This window comes from Pseudoalteromonas lipolytica (genome assembly GCF_900116435.1).
GTDB lineage: Bacteria > Pseudomonadota > Gammaproteobacteria > Enterobacterales > Alteromonadaceae > Pseudoalteromonas > Pseudoalteromonas lipolytica.
Map to the genome: position 1 here is coordinate 49,648 of NZ_FPAZ01000019.1, position 19,097 is coordinate 68,744.

Sequence of the window (19,097 nt, forward strand, 5' to 3'; positions counted from 1 at the left end):
TCAGTTGCCAGAACGTTTTACCGCAACCTTTGGTTGTGCATCAACGGACAAATCACTGACTATTTGAATGCGGCACTAGCTCAGTTGGTAGAGCGCAACCTTGCCAAGGTTGAGGTCACGAGTTCGAGCCTCGTGTGCCGCTCCAAATTCTAAACTATTCTTTATAAATAATTCCCAGTTAAAAAACATTTCAGCTACGTCACGCCTGTTTATTTATTTTTTTTATAGTTGACCTTGGATTGTGGCAACAATGCGTCTTGAACCGCCCTGGTCGCGATGCTCACCTAAATAAATACCTTGCCAAGTACCGAGTTGAAGGCGTCCTTGATGGATTGGAATTGTCAGTTCGCAGCCTAATGTACTGCTTTTTATGTGTGCAGGCATGTCATCGTCACCTTCATAATCGTGGCGATAATAACTCTGCCTTTCTGGGACAAAGTGGTTGAAGTGGCTTTCCATGTCCATACGCACTGTCGGATCTGCATTCTCGTTAATAGTTAAACTGGCAGAAGTGTGCTGAATAAACAAATGCAATAAACCGACTTTGTACTGGCTGATTTCAGGTAGTTGACGAAGTAACTCGTCATCAATGATGTGAAAGCCTCGTGTGCGAGGCTTTAGCTGAATGGTTTTTTGTTGCCAACTCATAGCTTATCAAAACTAACTTCTATATTGGCATTCCCGTCCGCTGAGGTGAACGGAATGAGTACTTTAGCGCCTTCACACTTATGTGTAATGGTGTGTCCTTTACCTGATACAACAATCGGTGTTGCCATATCAAATTCATAGCCCTTTTCGCCCAGAAGGTTTTTAGCGCCCCCGGTGACCATGTTGGTTATTTCGCCTACCATATCAGTCACTTCTTCGTTAACTGAATCTGGTCGCTCTCCCAGCATTCTTTCCATAATAGTTAAGGCCAAACTTTCATCAAAGGTGATTGAAAGTGAACCTTTAGTTTGTGGGCCAACCATACCGATTAAACCAGAGACATCACCGCGCGCAATCTCATCTTTTTTGAGGCTAGGTTTACCGGGTTTTAATTCTGTTTGAGCCATGGTGCTCAATACATTGAGTAAAGACGATAAAAAAGGGTTGATGAACTCCACATTCATTGTTTATTTTCCCTTAGGTTATTGCAGCGAGGCTGCTGTTCTAACTTTAATTGTAGTGGCTGTATAAAACAGTGCACTTAATCTTTGCAATTTTCACATTTTCCGTGTGCTTCGATTGTTTGTCCTGAGACAATAAAGCCGCTTTCAGCTGCTAAGTTATTAAGCTCGTGCGAAATAACAGTAGAATGCAGCTCTTTTACATAACCGCAGCTATCACAAATTAATAATTGTACTGGATGAATGTGATCAAAATGATGGCACAACATAAATGAGTTTGTGCTTTCTATTTTGTGAATAAAGCCCAGTTCCGACAAAAAGTCTAAGGCGCGATAAATTGTTGCTGGTTTTGCTCCTGACTCAGTTAATTTGAGTTGTTCTAATAAGTCATAAGCACCAACACCACCTTGCGCGCTCGCTAGCAGGCGGAATACTTTTTCACGGATAGGTGTAAAACGTGCACCACGATTATCACATACTTGTTTTGCTTTACTGACGAGTGATTCTGTATTCATCTTCTCTTATCCTTACGCTACCGTGATATACTATCATACTGTATTGTAGTTGCAGCGTTTTTATTCGCTAGCAGGTTTTCTTGGGAGTTTTCGGTATGAGTGAATTGCTTGCTGCGTTCATTTTCTTTTTTGCTGTCATTGATCCAATTGGTACTGTGCCTGTCTTTATCGCGGTTACACGAGGCGAAGACGCTAAGTTTAAACGAAAAGTAGCATTAAAAGCGGTGGGAGTGTCGGCACTGGTTTTATTGTTTTTTGTACTCGCGGGTGAACTACTTTTAAACGCAATTAAGATTCCTTTGTCTGCTTTTCAAATTGCCGGCGGAATTGTGTTACTGATATTTGCCTTGTCGATGATTTTTGGTGAAAGTAAGCCTGAAAGTGAAATAAAAAGTGTCCGCAATAGTACCGAAACGGCTATTTTTCCACTCGCTATTCCGTCAATAGCAAGCCCCGGAGCAATGCTTGCTGCAGTACTAATGACCCGAAACAATGAATACACATGGCTGGAGCAGTTGATCACGTCATCAGTGATGTTATCGGTGTTGATTATAGTGCTGGTATTACTGTTACTTGCAACGCATGTACATAAACTCATCGGTGATAGTGGTGCAAGCATCATAAGCCGTGTGATGGGATTAATTTTATCTTCGGTTGCGGTAACAAATATTCTGGGTGGCATTGCTCATTATTTTGGCTTAACGGTTGCGGTATAGTAAAAATTAAAGCGCATTTTCAGTCATTTAAACTTTGAATTATTGCCTTCTATTATCTAACTTAAAAGGAGGCAATATAATTTAAGGAACAAAGAATGCGACTCAAACATGTTGTTTTATCTGTTTTTCTGCTTTTTAGTTTAGCTGCTTGCATGGAGCCGACCTATGATAGTGGCAAATTAAAAGTGATCGAAGTGACAGATCATGACTTTAAAATCAATGATGAAAGTGCAGTAACCTTGATCGTCGGTCATGCCAATGTAGCTGAATATAGCTTTTCACTTCGCAAGAGCGATCTTAAAAAAGGCACTCTGTTGCAGTCGGTGTCTGACAGTAACCCGAATGTGCGCGCTGATGGTACATTCTTCAGTGAATATTATGTGCAATCAAAAGATCATGACACGCACGCATCAATTGAAATTGTAGAAATCGATCCTGTTGAGAAAGTGGCACGCATTGCAGTGGGTGCTAAGCTCGTTAATCTAAAAAATGAAGATTATAAAGAACTCGAAATTACACTATTTGAACTTACCGGCCAAAATTTAGAAAATCTCTTAAATAAAGTAGAGATTTAGTCATTACTTTATTTCCTCCCAGTTGAAGTGTGTTAGTTACACACTTCTTCATTATCTGATCTACGATTAAGTCATGCCGTCAGCTTCGTTAAGTGGTATAATCACGCAAACTTTATTTTTATTGTGATGGCTAATTATCTTAGCCGTTACTGCTTTAATAAGCGTTAATGTATTAGGTAATCAAGTTGCAAGTGAACGCATTGATATTTAAAGGGGCCATACTATGAGCACGACGACATTAAATCGCCGTTTGTCGGTGGCACCCATGCTCGATTGGACTGATCGTCATTGTCGAACATTCCATCGTAAAATGACAAAACATGCTGTGCTTTACACCGAAATGGTGACAACAGGTGCTATTTTATTTGGTAAGGGTGATTACTTACACTTTAATCAACATGAAGGTCCTGTTGCGTTGCAGCTGGGTGGGTCTGACCCTGACGCACTTGCTAAATGTGCTAAGTTAGCGGCAGAGCGTGGTTATGACGAGGTTAACCTTAATGTAGGATGCCCATCTGATCGCGTGCAAAACGGTCGTTTTGGTGCGTGTTTAATGGCTGAGCCAAAGCTTGTTGCTGAGTGTGTCGCGGCGATGAAGGCTGAAGTATCGATTCCAGTGACCGTTAAAACACGGATCGGAATTGACGAGCAAGATTCGTATGAGTTTTTATGTGCTCTGATTGAAACAAGCCACGATGTAGGCTGTGATGACTTTATTATTCATGCCCGTAAGGCATGGCTAAATGGGTTAAGCCCGAAAGAAAACCGTGAAATTCCGCCGCTTGATTATCCGCGAGTTTATCAACTCAAAAAAGACTATCCGCAACTGCACTTGAGTCTAAATGGTGGCGTGAAAACGATTGCTGATACAATTACGCACCTTGATTATGTAGATGGCATTATGATTGGTCGTGAGGCATACAGTAATCCATTCATTTTAAGTGAAGTTGACGAAAAAATTTACGGTGATACCCCGTTTACTCTTAATCGTCATCAGGTTGTGCGAGCTATGTATGATTACATTGAAGATGAGATGAGCCAAGGCGCGAATTTTTGGCATATTGCTCGCCATATGTTGGGTATTTTCCAAGGCCAGCCGGGCGCGCGAGGCTTTAGACGCCACCTTTCAGAAAATGGTCATGGCAAAACGGCCGATTTAAGTGTTATGGATAAAGCATTGAGCTTTGTGCCAGAAATTTAATGTTCAAATTGGAACAAAAAAAGCCACTCTTTTGTGGCTTTTTTTGATCCTAAAATTTGGTTTAAAAGTTAGTTTTTTAGTCAAATTAGTTATTTTCCATTCAGCTTAAAGTCAGTGTTTAGTTACGTGAAAACTAATTAACCTTATGTATTTTAATGGTTATTTTAAAATTTTTTGTAGTTGGCATAAGAATTGGAATCTCCTCGGTGTATTAACCCAATTATCAACAGGAGAATCACATGGGTGTATTAAATCGCGTAAACGACATTATTCAGGCTAATTTATCTGCTGCACTCGATAAAGCAGAAGATCCTGAAAAGCTGCTTAATTTACTCGTGCAAGAAATGCAGGATGCACTTAATGAGTGTCGTGCAACCGCTGCAACATTCTTAACTCAAGAAAAGCAAATAAAGCGTGAAATTGCAGCAAAACAAGCAAAGCAAGCTGATTGGCAAGCGAAAGCTGAAAAAGCACTTAGTAAAGACAGAGATGATCTTGCTAAAGCAGCATTAATTGAGAAACAGCGTTTAAACGCAGAGATTGAAGCGCAGCAACGTGAAATGGATAAAGTGGCTGACTCATTAGCGAAGTTAACAGACGACTGTCAGCGTTTGCAAAATAAGCTTGCAGATGCCAAAGCAAAGCAACTGACTTACATGCAAAAAGAGCGCGTGGTTACGGCACGCTTAAAAGTCAAAGAGCAGCTTCATAGTAACAAAGTTGCGGATGCGTTAGCGCGATTTGATTATTTAGAGCAGCGCGTTGAAAACATCGAGTCGCAAGTTGAAGCCTATGAGCTTACACACAGTGATGCTGCAAATTCGACAGCGGCGCAAATTGCTGCGTTAGAAAAAAATGATGCTATAGACAAAGAGCTGGCCGATTTAAAAGCCACAATGAAACAGTCGGCTTAGGAGGAAAATGATGAATACTTATCATACATCATCACGTTGGTTTAGAGATTTAACTAATAAGAAAATCTCTGGAGTGTGCAGCGGTTTAGCTGCTCGATTGGGCTTTCCTGTATGGTCAACGCGTTTGCTCATGATCATACTGTTTTTACATATGCCTTTCATTGTTGGGGTGGGTTACCTTGTTGCACATTGTAGCTTGCCAGTAAAAGGTTATTAGGAGCTGGTCATGAAAACGTTAGCTATTATTGTCTTAGCAATTTTACTACTGTGCACAGATACATTTGCATTTGTATCCTTTGATTCATGGCAGCTGCCTTTATCAATAGCCGATATGAGCTGGGCTGGGCTTGAGGTGGTTGGTGCACTTGTCGCTGTTATTGCTCTAGTTGCTGGGGTTGCTTTATTTACCATAGGCTTAATTGGTGCAGGTGTGGTTGCTTTAGTCGGGGTAGTGCTTGCGTTTTTATTTGGTTCTGTGGTGATTGCATGGCCCTTATTATTAATTGCAGCTTTGTGTTGGCTGATTGCTGATAACAAGAAATCACCAGCTTAAGGTACGAATAAACTGCCTTAATAAATAAAGTATGCTAAATTTAGCGGGTAAGTTGATGTCTTAACAAGGATTAAAGCATAATGAAACTGTTGCCCGCATTCCCTTTTATTATCACAAGTTTATTTTATAGTACTTTTTCATCTGCCCACAGCGGTCATGACCATAACGATGTTGCAGAAGTAACCGTGAGCAATGCCCAAGTTCGCGAATTTTTACCTGCCAGTAAGGCCAGTGTCGCTTATTTTACGATTACCAATCCGAGTCAGCAGGCTACAACATTAACAAAGGCAACATTGGATGGTTTAGGGCGCGTTGAAATTCATCAACATACCCATGTTGATGGCATGATGAAAATGGAACAGGTTATTTCGTTAGAGATAGGTGCTCACAGCAGCATTGAATTCAAACCCGGTGGTTATCATTTGATGGTGTTTGACCCTGAAGATGAGTTAAAAGCAGGGCAAGAACGAAAACTCACGCTATATTTTAAAGATGGCAACCGAGTATTTACTCAAGCCAAAGTTGTCTCTTTACATGATATGTCTAAAGAGACATCACAAAAAAGTAAAGAGCACTCACATCACTAGGAGGTACCATGTCTGAGCATAAAGGAAAAATAGCCAGTGCATTACTTATTATCTTAATTATTTTTTACGCGGTTTCGGTTTACTGGAGTAGTGAACCTGACCGTATGGATGTTGTAGGTAAGGCAAAGCAAGAAGCACAAATGCGTGGCGAAAAGTTTGTCACGGGGTACACCACTACGACAACGTTAATTAATGTAGCTAGTACATTATTGAATAAGCCCGGTGGTTACTTGTCTAACGATATTATGCCACCGAGTGTCATGATGGATAATATGCCTGCATGGGAATATGGGGTGCTTGAAATGACGCGTGACCTTGTATTATCAATGCGTAAGGACTTTAGTCGTTCTCAGTCTCAATCAACAGAGCATGAAGCACTTAAAAAAGCGCAGCCGCAGTTTAACATCAGCTCCGAAGCATGGGCGTGGCCAAGCGCTGAAGCTGAATATCAAAAAGGCATTGATTTACTTGTTGTTTATCGCAGCCAAATTGCCGACCAAAATGACAGAGACAGCCAATTTTATGCACGCGCTGATAATTTACGTGGTTGGCTAAAAGAAGCCGAAAAGCGCCTAGGCAGTTTAAGTCAGCGTTTAAGTGCAAGTGTTGGTCAAGAACGCCTAAACACTGACTTGGCCGGTGATACGGCTGCCCACCAAGCAACTTATGCACCATTGCAAAACCAAGTGAAAACGTCGTGGTGGGAAATTGATGATGTATTTTACGAATCACGGGGAGCCACGTGGGCGCTGTTACACTTTTTACAGGCTGTTGAATACGATTTCGCAGATGTCTTAGAAAAGAAAAATGCCCGTGTTAGTCTACAACAAATTATTCGTGAATTAGAAGCCACACAAGAAACGGTGTGGAGCCCAATGATTTTAAATGGCAGTGGTTTTGGTTTTGTTGCCAATCATTCACTGGTAATGGCAAATTATATTTCTCGAGCCAATGCGGCTCTAATTGAACTTAGCGAACTTTTAGCGCAAGGATAAAATGATGAAAAAGTACTGTTTAGCGGCCGCGCTTTCGATGGCCTGTTTAGCTCCTACAGCTCAAGCTGACACTCTATTAGGTTTATACCTTGGGGTAGATGGCTGGCAATCAGATAATAGCGGTAGCTTTGCTCAAGACGGTAATTTACAAAGTTTTAATTTTGAAGATGAGACTTTCACAAGCTACTATGCAGCACTAGAACACCCAGTGCCTTTAGTGCCTAACATCAAATTAAAATACACAGAGCTTGAGCTGAATGGCTCAACAATATTGGATGATGACCGTTCATTCAGTTTTGGTGGTTCAGATTATGTTGTTGGTACGCAAGTAGGCACTGTCAGTGACCTTTCTCACGTTGATTACATTCTTTACTACGAAATTTTCGATAATGATTTAGTGTCGATTGATTTAGGTGTGAACGCCAAGCAATTTGACGGTGATATTGTTGTGACAGGCACCTCGCAAGACGGTGGCCCAAACACAACAGAACGTGTTGATTTCTCTGGTTTTGTTCCTCTTGTATACGGCCGCGCAGAAGTGGGTTTACCGTTTACAGGTTTAAGTGTTTTCTTTGAAGGCAGCTTATTAGCGATTGATGACAGCAAAGTACAAGACTACCAAGCCGGTATTGCGTATGCGTTGCTTGATAATCTTGCTATCGATTTAGATGTTAAAGCGGGCTACCGTTCAATGACATTAGAATTGGATGATATTGATGATATCTATACGGATTTAGATGCGTCAGGCCCATTTGCGGGTATCCAAATTCACTTTTAATTGAGTATGCTGGCAGGTTATTTTGTAGCTTGCCAGCTTATTTCAAACTCATCGTCTAATGAAGTTGTTAGTATTTGCTTATAAGCCTTATTGATAGGTGAGACGATCAGTTTTCTTAATTCATCCCCCGTTTGTGTAAACTTATAATAGCTCAATACAAGGTCATTACTTTTAGCTTTTAAAATGAGTCGTTGATTCATAAAGCTTAGTGAGAGTTCTTGGCCAGCTTTCAATACTGCTGACTCTATTTCTTTACGATACAATAAGTTGATATCCATCAACGTTAAAATGTCAGGAAAACTAACAGGGGTTTTACCCAAATTAAGGGAGACTTTGTTACCTTTTCTGAGTAAATCAAACAAGGATGGCTTTTTATAAAAGCCTAACAAAATTAGGTGACTGTTGTCTTTTTCGTTGTAGCCACATAGCGACGTGCTGCGTTGCAGTGCATCTGCTTCACGTTGTGTCATGTACTTAAGCGTTTGCAAACTCTTGATTGAAAATGTGCCTGGTGAGACGGTTTCACCAGCCAGTATTTTAGCCCATAGTTTTTGCATCGAGATGTTTGCGGTGTCTTCACATAAACTAATAAATCGTTCTATCCAGTCTGAATCAGGCTGTTGTTGGCCTGTAACATCTGGGCAAAATGCCATCGCCATTGCCATGATGGTTTCAATATTCTCTTGGCGCTTAATAAATTGAATTTCTTGGCGTGTTTGCGCTCGTTGCAGTAAGCTGGCTTCTGCATTTATTTTATACGCTAACTGCTGCTGCCCTTGTGAAGAGTAGCTGTCATCGCTGGGACTGTTGATTTTGACAGTCGATGACTTATGAATGGGATAACCAAGCTGGTTTTCAATGATATTAGCAAGATTAACTCTTGCCTGAGCCGCTTTGACTGTCATCGGGAGCAATGGCCTTGTTGTTAGTAGCTAACTGCGCAGTGGTCTTAATATTATTGAGCGCCAGTTTAACCGTGTTGTTAAGAATATATTGGCTTAGCAAAGCGAGGTAGCCGCCAATAATAGGGGTATTTACTTCACCATGTAGGGTGCAGATAATCTCAACTTCACTGCCTTTACCAACATAGCTTATCGAACCTTGGGCAATATGTTCCTGATTAAACAAAATATTGAAAGTCATTTTATCTGGACTTAACTGGGTGATTGTCATTTCACCTGAGCCAAACTTACTTTGCCAAAATTGATGAGCTCCAACGCCTTTACTTGGCTCAGCGACAGTAAACTTAATACTGGGATCAACTGCTTGCCATGGTTGCCAACGTGGCCATTGTGTGAAATCGCTCACTAAGCTGGCTATTTCATCCGGCGCTGCTGTGACGTTAACCGACTTATTAACGGTGTATTTTTGTGACAGCATTAGGCCAATTACCAAGGCGATTAGCGCACTGATAAACAGCGTTTTTAGGCATAAAATGAATAATTTAATGATCCCACCTCAGGCAATAATTTGATAGCTTTCATAACATTATACGTATCATAGACTATAATCTACACAGTATAAGTTATCACTAATGTATCATAGCCGAATAAGTGATAGAATTTTAAGCAACACTGTAAACCGGAATTGAGCCATCGTTACTGTTTTACGCTGATTTGTCTAAGGAATTATTAATGGCATCAGAATCTAACGACTTTTTGTTTAGTGACCAAGATGATGAGCCGCTATTGAGCGAAACAGTCTCAGAGTTTTGGGATGTCTTAATTGTTGACGATGATCCAGAAATACATTCAGTAACAAAATTGGCGCTCTCAGGCGTTGAGTTTTGGGATAAAGGTCTGCGTTTTCATCATGCGTATTCTGGGGCAGAAGCACTTTCTGTGCTTAAAAATAATCATTCAATTTCCGTTGTATTACTGGATGTAGTTATGGAATCTGATGATGCGGGCTTGCAAGTTGTGAAGCAAGTTAGAGAGTCCCTCAATAATCATAATGTGCGCATTATTTTGCGCACGGGTCAACCAGGCTACGCACCAGAAGAAAAAGTAATTCGTGAATACGACATCAACGACTATAAAACAAAAACAGAGCTTACACGCAGTAAGCTTATTACTGCGCTCGTGACGGCGATTCGTTCTTATGAGCAGGTTTGTCAGCTGGAGTTTCAAAGTCGAGCACTCAATAACATCCTCTATGCCTCAAAAGCTATTTTAGGTTTCACAGATATCAAAGCGTTTACCATGGCGGTAATAAAGCAGCTTTCATTTATTTTAGAGTGTGAGCCACAAGGGTTGCTATGCGGATCATTAGACGATGATAACCAAGTCTGTGTGCTTGGTGGTTGTGTCGAATACAACGAGTTTATTGGCCAAGGTGTTGAGCAGTTAGACAATGGGCGTATCATTTTACAGGTGAAAAACTGTTTAGAGCAGGGCACACATCAACACACTGAAATTGATAGCACTTACCTACTAAAAAGTAAAAATCGCCAAGCCGCTATATACTTAGAGACCGCACATATCCCGAGTGAGTCGCAGTTACAATTTGCAGAAATATTTCTCACCAATGTGAGTGTGGGACTTGATAATGTGCGTTTGTTTAACCGTTTACGTGATGCGGCTTATAAAGATACGTTAACCGGCCTTTCTAATCGCAATGATTTTATGAACAAGGTTGAGCGTTTTTATCATCCTGGTAAAAATGATTATGTTTTTTTACTGATCGACGTTGCGCAGTTTTCAGATATTAACAATGGGTTAGGCCAAGAAATTGGCAATTTAATACTCGTTGCTATCGTTGACAGGTTACGTCAAGAGTATCCTCAAGCTGAGTTGATATCGCGAATTGGTGCCGATGTATTTGGCTTATTACTGCCAAAAGAGCAATGTGACATTGAGATGTTATGTGAGCATTTAAGCTTGCCATTCAATGCGGGTGAGCACATTTTGCCGATCAATTTTAAAATTGGTATGTGCTGCCAAGGGGATTTCAAGCCATCAGGTATCGAAACCCTAAAGCTCGGTTATATTGCATTAAATCAAGCAAAAAAACAGTCGATGGAAGCTGTTATTACTTATACGCCTGACATGGAAGAGCAAATGGCATGGCGGTTAGGCATTATCAGACAGCTTCGCCAAGATTTTGAACAGCGTAAACTCGAAGTGTGGTTTCAGCCACAACTCGATTTGAAAACATTAGACATCATAGGATGTGAAGCTTTATTGCGATGGCCCTCAGGTAATGGCCAGTACATTTCACCCGCCATATTTGTGCCGATGGCTGAAGATGCGGGTTTAATTGTCGAAATAGGTCAGTGGGTATTAGAGCAAGCATGCATGCAGCAAAAGCGTTTGGAGCAACTCGGTTTTGCAATTAGCATTGCAGTCAATGTCTCGGTGCCGCAATTTAAAGTGAAAGGTTATGCGCAGCGCGTAAAAGACACCTTAATTAATTACCAAGTTGAACCAAAGTTTATTGAGCTTGAAGTAACCGAGAGCGTTGTAATGGACGAACTTAGTAATGTTATTACGATGTTGCAGGAGCTTAAAGACTTTGGGATCGAAATTGCTATCGATGACTTTGGTACAGGCTTTTCATCGTTAAGTTATTTACAACGCTTACCACTCGATCGACTAAAAATAGACAGGGCATTTATCAAAGACCTTCCCGGTGAAGATTGTGAAGCCATTGCGGCGTTAATTATTTCTTTAGGCGCAAGATTAGGGTTGAAAACGATTGCTGAAGGAGTTGAAACACAAGCCCAAGCAGACTATTTAAGTGAACTTGGTTGCGATGAAGTGCAAGGCTTTATGTACGCTAAACCTATGCCAGAGAAAGAGTTAATTACGTATTTACAAGCTAAGCACTAATTGGCTTTGATAAAACTCAACGATTTAAAAGCGCCCTTCCATTTGAAGGGCGTTTTGTTTTCTATAATAATCCTTAAGAGTGGGGTATAATTCGCCCCTTTTTGGTAGCAGAGTACATTTTATGAGCGCATTAAAAGCCGAGCGTGGCCTGTTTTCTTACCCTAAGTATTGGGCCGAATGCTATGGCACAGCGCCATTTTTACCAACCACCCGAGCAGAAATGGATGCGCTAGGCTGGGACAGCTGTGATGTCATTATTGTCAGTGGTGATGCCTATGTAGACCACCCAAGCTTTGGAATGGCTGTTATCGGGCGCATGCTTGAATCACAAGGTTTTCGCGTTGGTATTATTGCCCAGCCAGATTGGAATTCTAAAGATGCTTTTATGACACTTGGAAAACCAAACCTCTTTTTTGGGGTGACTGCGGGCAATATGGACTCAATGATCAATCGTTATACTGCCGAAAAACGTATGCGTCATGACGATGCTTACACACCTGGTAATGTTGGGGGAAAGCGTCCTGACCGTGCAGTTGTTGTTTATAGTCAGCGTTGTCGTGAAGCGTATAAAGATGTGCCATTAGTGATTGGTGGTATTGAAGCGAGTTTACGCCGTATTGCGCATTATGATTACTGGCAAGAAAAAGTGCGCCGAAGCATATTGTTCGACGCCAAAGCTGATATTTTGATCTACGGTAATGCTGAGCGTCCATTGGTCGAGGTTGCTCATCGTATTGCAGCCGGTGAGAGTGTCGATTCAATTCAAGACATTCGTGGTACCGCGGTTATTCGTAAAGAGCCATTACCAGGGTGGCGCGGCAGTGATTCAACAGCCATCGATAAAATTGGCAAAATTGACCCGATCCCTAATCCGTATGGTGCGGATGATGTTGGCTGCAGTAAATCTGAATTTAAACAAGCCGGTATTGATTTAAGTGTTGAGGCGGCAAAGCCGATAACAATTCAGCCTGCGCGTCCTAAGCCTTGGGAAAAAACCTATGTTAAGTTGCCAGCTTATGAGCAAGTAAGTGTAAACAAGCCTTTGTATGCGCATGCATCACGTATTTTACACCAAGAAACAAATCCCGGATGTGCACGTGCATTATTTCAGCGCCATGGCGATCGCTCTATTTGGGTTAATCCGCCGGCTTTTCCGCTTGAAACAGAAGAGATGGATGGCGTTTTTGGTTTGCCATATCAACGTATTCCACATCCAAGTTATGGTGATGAAAAAATTCCTGCTTACGAGATGATCAAAACGTCCGTGAATATCATGCGAGGCTGTTTTGGTGGGTGTTCATTTTGTTCGATTACTGAACATGAAGGACGTATTATCCAAAGTCGCTCGGAGCAATCTATCATTGACGAAATTGAACAAATTCGTGACAAGGTGCCAGGGTTTACAGGGGTTATCTCTGACTTAGGCGGCCCAACAGCGAACATGTATAAATTACGTTGTAAGAGTAAAAAAGCAGAAAGTACATGCCGTCGTTTATCGTGTGTTTACCCTGATATTTGTAAACATATGGACACCGACCACACGCCGACGATTGAGTTATATAAAAAAGCACGTGATGTAAAAGGGATTAAAAAGATCTTAATTGCATCGGGTGTGCGTTACGATTTAGCCGTTGAAGACCCTCGCTATGTTAAAGAGCTGGTCACTCACCATGTTGGTGGTTACTTGAAAATCGCACCGGAACACACCGAAGATGGCCCGTTATCGAAAATGATGAAGCCAGGTATGGGCGCTTACGACAAGTTTAAAGAGTTGTTTGATAAATACTCGAAAGAGGCAGGTAAAAAGCAGTATTTGATCCCGTATTTCATCTCAGCTCACCCAGGCACCAAAGATGAAGACATGGTGAATATGGCGCTGTGGTTAAAATCGAATGACTTTAAGCTTGATCAAGTTCAGAACTTTTATCCTTCACCCATGGCGAATGCGACGACAATCTATCATACCGAGATGAACTCGTTGCGTAATATTAAAAATAACACGGAGCAAGTACCTGTTCCAAAAGGGGCACGTCAGCGTCGTCTGCATAAGGCAATTTTGCGTTACCATGATCCGGCTGGTTGGCCGATGATCCGTGAAGCTCTTAAAAAAATGGGTAAAGCGAATCTCATTGGTAAAGGCCCTCATTGTTTAGTTCCTGAGGAAGGGCGCAATGAAAAGGCTGCTAAAGGGAAAGGGCGCACAGGCCGAGCTGCACTAACCCGACACACAGGTTTTAGCCAATTTAAGAAGGCGAACACCAAACCGCGTGTTGGTAAAAATAAGCAACGAGCAACATAGATTATACAAAGCAAAACGGCCCACAAGGGCCGTTTTTAGTTTAAATAAGTAACCAAGTCGCAGTGCCTAAAAAGGCAAAAATACCCACTATATCTGTCACCGTCGTAAGCACTACGCTGCCTGCTAATGCAGGGTCAATTTTCATTCTCTTTAAAATAAGCGGAATACTGGCCCCTGCAATACCTGCTGCCACTAAGTTCATGAACATAGCAAAGGCAAGCACCGCACCGAGTTTAAAGTCCCACTGCCACAGCGCGACAACACCCGCGATTAAAATAGACCAAATTACCCCGTTTAGCGCGCCGATAGCGAGCTCTTTGAGTAATAAAAAGCGTTGGTTGGTTTGGTTTATATGGCCAACAGCAATACCACGAATAACAAGTGTAAGCGTTTGGCTGCCTGCTACGCCTCCCATTGAGGGAACAATACCATTTAGTACAGCAAGAATAGGTAAGATAGCTAATGTATTCTCGAAAAAACTAGCGACTATTGCAGCGAGTAAAGCGGTTAATAAGTTGACTCCTAGCCAAATAGAGCGGCGCTGCGAGCTTTTCAATACGGGAGCAAAAGTATCTTCTTCATCATCAAGACCCGCTAAGCTTAATAAGCTATGTTCGGCATCTTCACGGATAACGTCAACGATATCATCGATGGTAATACGCCCTAGTAAGTGCGCGTTATCATCTACAACGGGGGCTGAAATCCAGTTATGGCGTTCGAATAATTGTGCCACGTCGCTTTCATCCATCGATATTAAGATAGATTCACAGTCTTCATCCATCAGGTCGCGAACCACTTTATCTGAGGGATTGGTCAACAACGTCGTTAAAGATAATGCCCCTAAAAAGCAATTATGTTTATCAACGACGTATAAATCATCGGTGCCTTCAGGTAAATCGCCGCGTAAACGCAGATAGCGTAAAACAACATCTAGTGTGACGTCTGGGCGAATGGTTACCGTATCGCTGTTCATCAAGGCACCAGCTGAGCGCTCTTGATAAGACAGGGCTTGGGTGGCTCTTTCTCTATCTTGCGAGTCCATGGCGCCGACAACGTCTTGGTAGACTGTATCAGGTAGGCTACGAAGAACCTCACCTAAATCATCGTCGTCCATGTCTTCGGTTGCGGCAGCAATGTGCTCAGGTTCCATTTGGGCAATAATGCCTAAACGTACATCTTCTGAGAGCTCTTCTAATACGTCACCACGCACATCAGGGTCTACCAGCTGCCAAAGCATACGGCGAATTTTATGCGGAGATGATTCTAAAAGGAGTGCGGTATCACACGGTGCTGTTTTTGCTAACATGCCGCGCACTTGAACAAATTGACCACTATTGAGTGACTTGGTCACCTGTTTTAGTTGTTGTAGCGGGTAATCTTGTTCAAAGGCTTCTGGCATTGGCGTCCTTACAACTGAAAAAATAGCTTAAAATCTGACTCAGCAAATACAGCATAGTTGCTAAATTTAGTATTTGCAGGGATATCGCCGCACTGAGATAAATTTACTAAGAAAAATGTATTTTAGAGAAGCGAGCGATATAAAAGTAGGATATTTAACAGGAATTTTAAATACCCAATGCAAGTTTAACGTAAACAGTCAAGGCTTAGCAAATGCTATTCTTGTTCATGAAAGCGTTGTGCAATTAATTCGCCTATTGCATTGAGTGCTGCGTCAGCATCAGGGCCTTCACACACCACACGGACTTCTTTGCCTTGGCTGCTCTCGAGTAACATTAAGGCTAATACACTATCGCCTTCGGCTTCTTTATCGTCTTGGTAAAGGGTTATTTTAGCATCGAATTGCAGTGCAAGTTGTGCTAAAACCGTGGCTGCTCGTGCATGTAAACCTAGCTTATTTTGGATTAAAAAAGTGTCTTCAGCATGCATCGTCGTTGCCTATTGGGTATCTTGCTCGCGGTGGCGTATTTTCACGTTTGCGTGACTTTTCGAAAAGCTCTCACCAATGGTTTGCGCTAAGTAAACTGAGCGATGTTGTCCACCTGTGCAGCCAATCGCAATGGTTAAATAACTGCGATTATTTCGCTCTAGGTGAGGGAGCCATGTTTGTACAAAGGTTTGAATTTGCCATGTAAACTTTTGCACTATGCTGTGACTAGCAAGGTAATCTTTTACTGGTTGGTCTAAGCCTGTCAGTGGTTTTAGATCCGGTTCCCAGTGTGGATTCGGTAAAAAGCGAGCATCAAATACGTAATCAGCTTCTTTTGGAATACCGTGCTTAAAGCCAAACGACATAAAAGTAATAATGAGCTTTTTGTCTTTTTTACCCAGTATTTTTTCGCGAATAGATTCGGCAAGCTGATGCACGCTGAGATCGGTCGTATCAATCATAAAATCGGCACGGGTGATCAAAACATCCAGTAATACTTTTTCTTGTTTAATCGCTAAATCAAGCGGCAGCGAGTCAATCGATAATGGGTGTAAGCGGCGTGTTTCAGAGAATCGTTTGATCAGTGTTTGATCATCACTATCTAAATAAAACAACGTAGGTTTTGCAAAGCCCGGTAAATACTCAAGAATATCGTTAAATTCTTGCTGTTCTTTCGGCAGGTTACGCACATCGATACTTACAGCAATTTTGTCGTAATTATCTGACACACTGCGTACTAACGAAGGAAGCAGGTTTACAGGAATATTATCAACGCAGTAATAGCCTAAGTCTTCAAGTACTCGTAAAGCGACTGATTTACCTGAACCAGAGCGACCGCTGATAATAATTAATTCCATTTATGCCTCTGATGCAATGACTTTAAACAGATCACTATCTGTTTTAGCACTGCGTAGCTGTTTACAAAATTCTTTGTCTTTAAGTCTATCAGCAATTGTTGATAAGGTCTTTAGATGAAGCTGACAGTCACCATCTGGTACGATGAGTGCGACAAAAATATCCACTGGACGATTATCAATTGCATCAAAATTTATAGGTGACTCACTCACAATTACAAATGCGTGTGGCTGATCTGCACCGCTCATACGACCATGTGGAATCGCAATACCTCGGCCAATACCCGTGCTGCCCAATTTTTCTCTGTTCAATAGGGCATTGAGTATATCTTGCTGAGATAAATGAGGGAGCTGCTCATGAGCCAGTTCGCTGATAAATTCGAGAATTCTTTTTTTGCTATTAAAAAGGACCGCAGCTTTGCTGCAGTCCTGGTTAGTAAGTGAACTAAGTTTCATAATTTAGTGTCGAGCTAATTTCTCTTTGTGTTTAATTACTTGACGATCAAGTTTATCGATTAACGAGTCGATGGCTGCATACATATCTTGGTGTTCAGTAGAGGCAAATAACTCGCCTCCGTTTACATGTAAAGTTGCTTCTGCTTTTTGGCTTAGTTTTTCTACATCTAGAATGACATGAACATTATTAATGTGGTCAAAATGCCTTTCTAGTTTCGCAAACTTGGTGTTTACATAGTCTCTTAATGAATCTGTGATTTCTACATGACGACCAGTTAAATTTAGTTGCATAAGCATTTTCCTTCTATGTAAAACGTCTAAATCAGACTCTTACGCTGATTCGACGGAGGTATTGCTAGAGACTCTCGATATTTTGCTATTGTCCGTCTAGCTACTTTAATTCCTTGCTCAGCCAATATATCTGCAATTTTGCTATCACTCAATGGTTTAGCTGTGTTTTCTGCGGCGATTAGCTTTTTGATTAAAGCGCGAATTGCCGTAGATGAACACTCACCCCCATTTTCAGTGCTTACATGGCTGGAGAAGAAATATTTCAACTCAAAAATTCCCCGTGGGGTATGCATGTATTTTTGTGTTGTTACTCGCGAAATTGTTGATTCATGCATTTCGACCATTTCTGCGACATCATTTAATACCATGGGTTTCATGGCCTCAGGACCATGTTCAAAGAAAGCCTGTTGTTGTTGAACAATACAGTTAGTCACTTTTAATAACGTGTCATTACGGCTTTCTAAGCTTTTAATAAACCATTTTGCTTCTTGTAAATGAGAGCGAATAAATTGGCTATCACTGCTTGATTTTACAGAACGTGACATCGCCGCATAGTGGCTATTCACTCTGATTTTCGGCATGCAGTCTGGGTTTAGTTCAACTACCCAACGGCCTTTTATTTTTTTTACGGATACATCGGGTATCACGTATTCAGATTCTTCTCTAACAATTGTATCCGCAGGCTTTGGATTTAAGCTGTGGATCAATGTCATGACTTCTTTCAGCTCACTTTCTTTAAGCTTAGTCTTTTTCATCAAAGTGCGATAGTCACGACTCGCTAATAATTCAATATGTTCTGATAACACCATTTTAGTTTCAGCTAAATAGGGGGTGTCAGCATCGAATTGGCGTAATTGAATACACAAACATTCTTGTAAACTACGGGCGCCAATACCGACAGGATCGAATAATTGGATTCTTTTTAAGACAGCTTCGACTTCATCAAGTTCGATTTCTTCTTCATCGTTATTTTGATTGAAGCTTTCAACAATGTCTTCGCAGCTTACGGTTAAAATACCCGAATCATCAATTGCCTCAACAATCGCAACGGCAATCGCTTCGTCTGTTGGGCTGAATGGAGTTAGTTGTAACTGCCACATTAGGTATTCGTGGAGAGTTTCGGTTGATGCGCCTTGGTAAATTGATTCATCTTCAGGCATTGGACCTGAGGAACTTGATGGGGCAGCACTCATGTACTCATCCCACGTAACATCCATTGCTAAGTCGTCACTTACGGTGTCTTTGTTGAGGGCATCACTGCTTTCTTGCTCGTACTCGCTCGCAGCTTCGTCAGCCGACGCGCTTAGTTGGGTATCGTCAGATTCGGCTTTTTGCTCGTTCTTGCCAATACTCTCTTCTGCATAATCTGCTTCTTCAACTTCAAGCAAAGGGTTAGAGTCTAACGCTTCTTGAATTTCTTGCTGGAGATCCAATGTACTGAGCTGCAACAAACGGATAGCCTGTTGCAGTTGTGGAGTCATTGTAAGTTGCTGGCCCATGCGCAGCTGTAATGATTGCCTCATGTATCCCTAACAA

22 protein-coding genes and 1 tRNA gene are annotated in these 19,097 nt (G+C 41.6%); 12 read left to right on the plus strand and 11 right to left on the minus strand.

Translation table 11 applies throughout. The features are described 5' to 3' along the window. The first annotated feature begins 69 nt into the window (after positions 1–69). A tRNA-Gly gene (locus BM378_RS17315) sits at positions 70–145 on the plus strand. 77 nt (positions 146–222) lie between these two features. Here BM378_RS17315 and BM378_RS17320 read toward each other — a convergent pair. From BM378_RS17320 to BM378_RS17330, 3 genes are all read right to left on the minus strand, one after another. Next, positions 223–648 carry a secondary thiamine-phosphate synthase enzyme YjbQ gene (locus tag BM378_RS17320; protein WP_036971402.1) on the minus strand — a complete coding sequence of 142 codons (426 nt, stop codon included), beginning with the start codon at positions 646–648 and terminating at the stop codon, positions 223–225. Beyond that, positions 645–1,112: a chemotaxis protein CheX gene (locus BM378_RS17325; RefSeq protein WP_036971397.1), complete on the minus strand. Its 468-nt coding sequence runs from the start codon at positions 1,110–1,112 to the stop codon at positions 645–647. Before BM378_RS17325 ends, BM378_RS17320 begins: the two co-directional genes overlap by 4 nt. 77 nt (positions 1,113–1,189) lie before the next feature. Then, on the minus strand, positions 1,190–1,624 hold the full coding sequence (locus BM378_RS17330) for a transcriptional repressor (RefSeq protein ID WP_036971396.1): 435 nt from the start codon (positions 1,622–1,624) through the stop codon (positions 1,190–1,192). 95 nt (positions 1,625–1,719) lie between these two features. Between BM378_RS17330 and BM378_RS17335 the strand changes: the two genes are divergently transcribed. The 9 genes from BM378_RS17335 to BM378_RS17375 all read left to right on the plus strand — a co-directional run bounded on the left by BM378_RS17335 (position 1,720) and on the right by BM378_RS17375 (position 7,943). Then, positions 1,720–2,340: a MarC family protein gene (locus BM378_RS17335; RefSeq protein WP_036971394.1), complete on the plus strand. Its 621-nt coding sequence runs from the start codon at positions 1,720–1,722 to the stop codon at positions 2,338–2,340. A 95-nt stretch (positions 2,341–2,435) separates the two neighbouring features. Continuing rightward, complete coding sequence (locus BM378_RS17340) at positions 2,436–2,915, plus strand: hypothetical protein (RefSeq protein ID WP_036971392.1); 480 nt, start codon at positions 2,436–2,438, stop codon at positions 2,913–2,915. A 223-nt stretch (positions 2,916–3,138) separates the two neighbouring features. Next, the gene (dusA, locus tag BM378_RS17345; RefSeq protein ID WP_074989672.1) at positions 3,139–4,116 is read left to right on the plus strand and encodes a tRNA dihydrouridine(20/20a) synthase DusA; all 978 of its coding nucleotides are present in this window, start codon (positions 3,139–3,141) and stop codon (positions 4,114–4,116) included. A 239-nt stretch (positions 4,117–4,355) separates the two neighbouring features. Continuing rightward, positions 4,356–5,030, plus strand: a complete 675-nt coding sequence (locus tag BM378_RS17350) for a PspA/IM30 family protein (RefSeq protein WP_036971361.1) — start codon at positions 4,356–4,358, stop codon at positions 5,028–5,030. A 10-nt stretch (positions 5,031–5,040) separates the two neighbouring features. Further along, on the plus strand, positions 5,041–5,247 hold the full coding sequence (locus BM378_RS17355; RefSeq protein WP_036971358.1) for a PspC domain-containing protein: 207 nt from the start codon (positions 5,041–5,043) through the stop codon (positions 5,245–5,247). A gap of 9 nt (positions 5,248–5,256) precedes the next feature. Continuing rightward, entirely contained in the window at positions 5,257–5,583 is a 327-nt protein-coding gene (locus tag BM378_RS17360) for a hypothetical protein (RefSeq protein ID WP_036971355.1), read from the plus strand. Between the two features lie 80 nt (positions 5,584–5,663). Beyond that, positions 5,664–6,170, plus strand: coding sequence for a copper chaperone PCu(A)C (locus tag BM378_RS17365; RefSeq protein WP_074989673.1), 507 nt, complete (start codon positions 5,664–5,666; stop codon positions 6,168–6,170). Positions 6,171–6,178: 8 nt separating this feature from the next. Beyond that, positions 6,179–7,165 carry a DUF2333 family protein gene (locus BM378_RS17370; RefSeq protein ID WP_036971349.1) on the plus strand — a complete coding sequence of 329 codons (987 nt, stop codon included), beginning with the start codon at positions 6,179–6,181 and terminating at the stop codon, positions 7,163–7,165. Positions 7,166–7,169: 4 nt separating this feature from the next. After that, entirely contained in the window at positions 7,170–7,943 is a 774-nt protein-coding gene (locus BM378_RS17375; protein ID WP_036971345.1) for a TIGR04219 family outer membrane beta-barrel protein, read from the plus strand. A 17-nt stretch (positions 7,944–7,960) separates the two neighbouring features. Here the strand turns inward: BM378_RS17375 and BM378_RS17380 are convergent, their stop codons facing one another. Then, complete coding sequence (locus tag BM378_RS17380; protein ID WP_065978187.1) at positions 7,961–8,848, minus strand: TIGR03899 family protein; 888 nt, start codon at positions 8,846–8,848, stop codon at positions 7,961–7,963. Next, positions 8,817–9,323: an SRPBCC family protein gene (locus tag BM378_RS17385; RefSeq protein WP_065978186.1), complete on the minus strand. Its 507-nt coding sequence runs from the start codon at positions 9,321–9,323 to the stop codon at positions 8,817–8,819. Before BM378_RS17385 ends, BM378_RS17380 begins: the two co-directional genes overlap by 32 nt. A 254-nt stretch (positions 9,324–9,577) precedes the next feature. Between BM378_RS17385 and BM378_RS17390 the strand changes: the two genes are divergently transcribed. Further along, positions 9,578–11,773: a bifunctional diguanylate cyclase/phosphodiesterase gene (locus BM378_RS17390; protein WP_036971336.1), complete on the plus strand. Its 2,196-nt coding sequence runs from the start codon at positions 9,578–9,580 to the stop codon at positions 11,771–11,773. Between the two features lie 121 nt (positions 11,774–11,894). Continuing rightward, positions 11,895–14,072: a YgiQ family radical SAM protein gene (locus BM378_RS17395; RefSeq protein WP_036971334.1), complete on the plus strand. Its 2,178-nt coding sequence runs from the start codon at positions 11,895–11,897 to the stop codon at positions 14,070–14,072. A 40-nt stretch (positions 14,073–14,112) separates the two neighbouring features. Here the strand turns inward: BM378_RS17395 and mgtE are convergent, their stop codons facing one another. The 6 genes from mgtE to BM378_RS17425 form a co-directional block, all read right to left on the minus strand. Further along, complete coding sequence (gene mgtE, locus BM378_RS17400) at positions 14,113–15,471, minus strand: magnesium transporter (RefSeq protein ID WP_036971332.1); 1,359 nt, start codon at positions 15,469–15,471, stop codon at positions 14,113–14,115. 215 nt (positions 15,472–15,686) lie between these two features. Further along, complete coding sequence (locus BM378_RS17405) at positions 15,687–15,959, minus strand: HPr family phosphocarrier protein (RefSeq protein WP_036971331.1); 273 nt, start codon at positions 15,957–15,959, stop codon at positions 15,687–15,689. Positions 15,960–15,968: 9 nt separating this feature from the next. After that, positions 15,969–16,817, minus strand: a complete 849-nt coding sequence (rapZ, locus tag BM378_RS17410; RefSeq protein WP_036971328.1) for an RNase adapter RapZ — start codon at positions 16,815–16,817, stop codon at positions 15,969–15,971. Continuing rightward, a complete protein-coding gene (ptsN, locus tag BM378_RS17415) occupies positions 16,818–17,270 on the minus strand; it encodes a PTS IIA-like nitrogen regulatory protein PtsN (protein WP_036971327.1) in 453 nt (150 codons plus the stop codon). It abuts the gene before it with no gap. Positions 17,271–17,273: 3 nt separating this feature from the next. Further along, complete coding sequence (gene hpf, locus BM378_RS17420) at positions 17,274–17,561, minus strand: ribosome hibernation promoting factor (protein WP_036971325.1); 288 nt, start codon at positions 17,559–17,561, stop codon at positions 17,274–17,276. 26 nt (positions 17,562–17,587) lie between these two features. Then, positions 17,588–19,084, minus strand: a complete 1,497-nt coding sequence (locus BM378_RS17425) for an RNA polymerase factor sigma-54 (protein WP_036971323.1) — start codon at positions 19,082–19,084, stop codon at positions 17,588–17,590. Positions 19,085–19,097: the final 13 nt, after the last annotated feature.

What these genes read in the sequence shown, in the direction of transcription:
- BM378_RS17350 (WP_036971361.1), top strand. Translation starts at nt 4,356, where the DNA reads ATGGGTGTATTAAATCGCGTAAACGACATTATTCAGGCTAATTTATCT.
- BM378_RS17320 (WP_036971402.1), bottom strand. Translation starts at nt 648, where the DNA reads ATGAGTTGGCAACAAAAAACCATTCAGCTAAAGCCTCGCACACGAGGC.
- BM378_RS17395 (WP_036971334.1), top strand. Translation starts at nt 11,895, where the DNA reads ATGAGCGCATTAAAAGCCGAGCGTGGCCTGTTTTCTTACCCTAAGTAT.
- BM378_RS17370 (WP_036971349.1), top strand. Translation starts at nt 6,179, where the DNA reads ATGTCTGAGCATAAAGGAAAAATAGCCAGTGCATTACTTATTATCTTA.
- BM378_RS17365 (WP_074989673.1), top strand. Translation starts at nt 5,664, where the DNA reads ATGAAACTGTTGCCCGCATTCCCTTTTATTATCACAAGTTTATTTTAT.
- BM378_RS17335 (WP_036971394.1), top strand. Translation starts at nt 1,720, where the DNA reads ATGAGTGAATTGCTTGCTGCGTTCATTTTCTTTTTTGCTGTCATTGAT.
- BM378_RS17380 (WP_065978187.1), bottom strand. Translation starts at nt 8,848, where the DNA reads ATGACAGTCAAAGCGGCTCAGGCAAGAGTTAATCTTGCTAATATCATT.
- BM378_RS17405 (WP_036971331.1), bottom strand. Translation starts at nt 15,959, where the DNA reads ATGCATGCTGAAGACACTTTTTTAATCCAAAATAAGCTAGGTTTACAT.
- mgtE (WP_036971332.1), bottom strand. Translation starts at nt 15,471, where the DNA reads ATGCCAGAAGCCTTTGAACAAGATTACCCGCTACAACAACTAAAACAG.
- dusA (WP_074989672.1), top strand. Translation starts at nt 3,139, where the DNA reads ATGAGCACGACGACATTAAATCGCCGTTTGTCGGTGGCACCCATGCTC.
- rapZ (WP_036971328.1), bottom strand. Translation starts at nt 16,817, where the DNA reads ATGGAATTAATTATTATCAGCGGTCGCTCTGGTTCAGGTAAATCAGTC.
- BM378_RS17325 (WP_036971397.1), bottom strand. Translation starts at nt 1,112, where the DNA reads ATGAATGTGGAGTTCATCAACCCTTTTTTATCGTCTTTACTCAATGTA.
- BM378_RS17385 (WP_065978186.1), bottom strand. Translation starts at nt 9,323, where the DNA reads ATGCTGTCACAAAAATACACCGTTAATAAGTCGGTTAACGTCACAGCA.
- BM378_RS17390 (WP_036971336.1), top strand. Translation starts at nt 9,578, where the DNA reads ATGGCATCAGAATCTAACGACTTTTTGTTTAGTGACCAAGATGATGAG.
- BM378_RS17330 (WP_036971396.1), bottom strand. Translation starts at nt 1,624, where the DNA reads ATGAATACAGAATCACTCGTCAGTAAAGCAAAACAAGTATGTGATAAT.
- ptsN (WP_036971327.1), bottom strand. Translation starts at nt 17,270, where the DNA reads ATGAAACTTAGTTCACTTACTAACCAGGACTGCAGCAAAGCTGCGGTC.
- BM378_RS17340 (WP_036971392.1), top strand. Translation starts at nt 2,436, where the DNA reads ATGCGACTCAAACATGTTGTTTTATCTGTTTTTCTGCTTTTTAGTTTA.
- BM378_RS17375 (WP_036971345.1), top strand. Translation starts at nt 7,170, where the DNA reads ATGAAAAAGTACTGTTTAGCGGCCGCGCTTTCGATGGCCTGTTTAGCT.
- BM378_RS17355 (WP_036971358.1), top strand. Translation starts at nt 5,041, where the DNA reads ATGAATACTTATCATACATCATCACGTTGGTTTAGAGATTTAACTAAT.
- hpf (WP_036971325.1), bottom strand. Translation starts at nt 17,561, where the DNA reads ATGCAACTAAATTTAACTGGTCGTCATGTAGAAATCACAGATTCATTA.
- BM378_RS17360 (WP_036971355.1), top strand. Translation starts at nt 5,257, where the DNA reads ATGAAAACGTTAGCTATTATTGTCTTAGCAATTTTACTACTGTGCACA.
- BM378_RS17425 (WP_036971323.1), bottom strand. Translation starts at nt 19,084, where the DNA reads ATGAGGCAATCATTACAGCTGCGCATGGGCCAGCAACTTACAATGACT.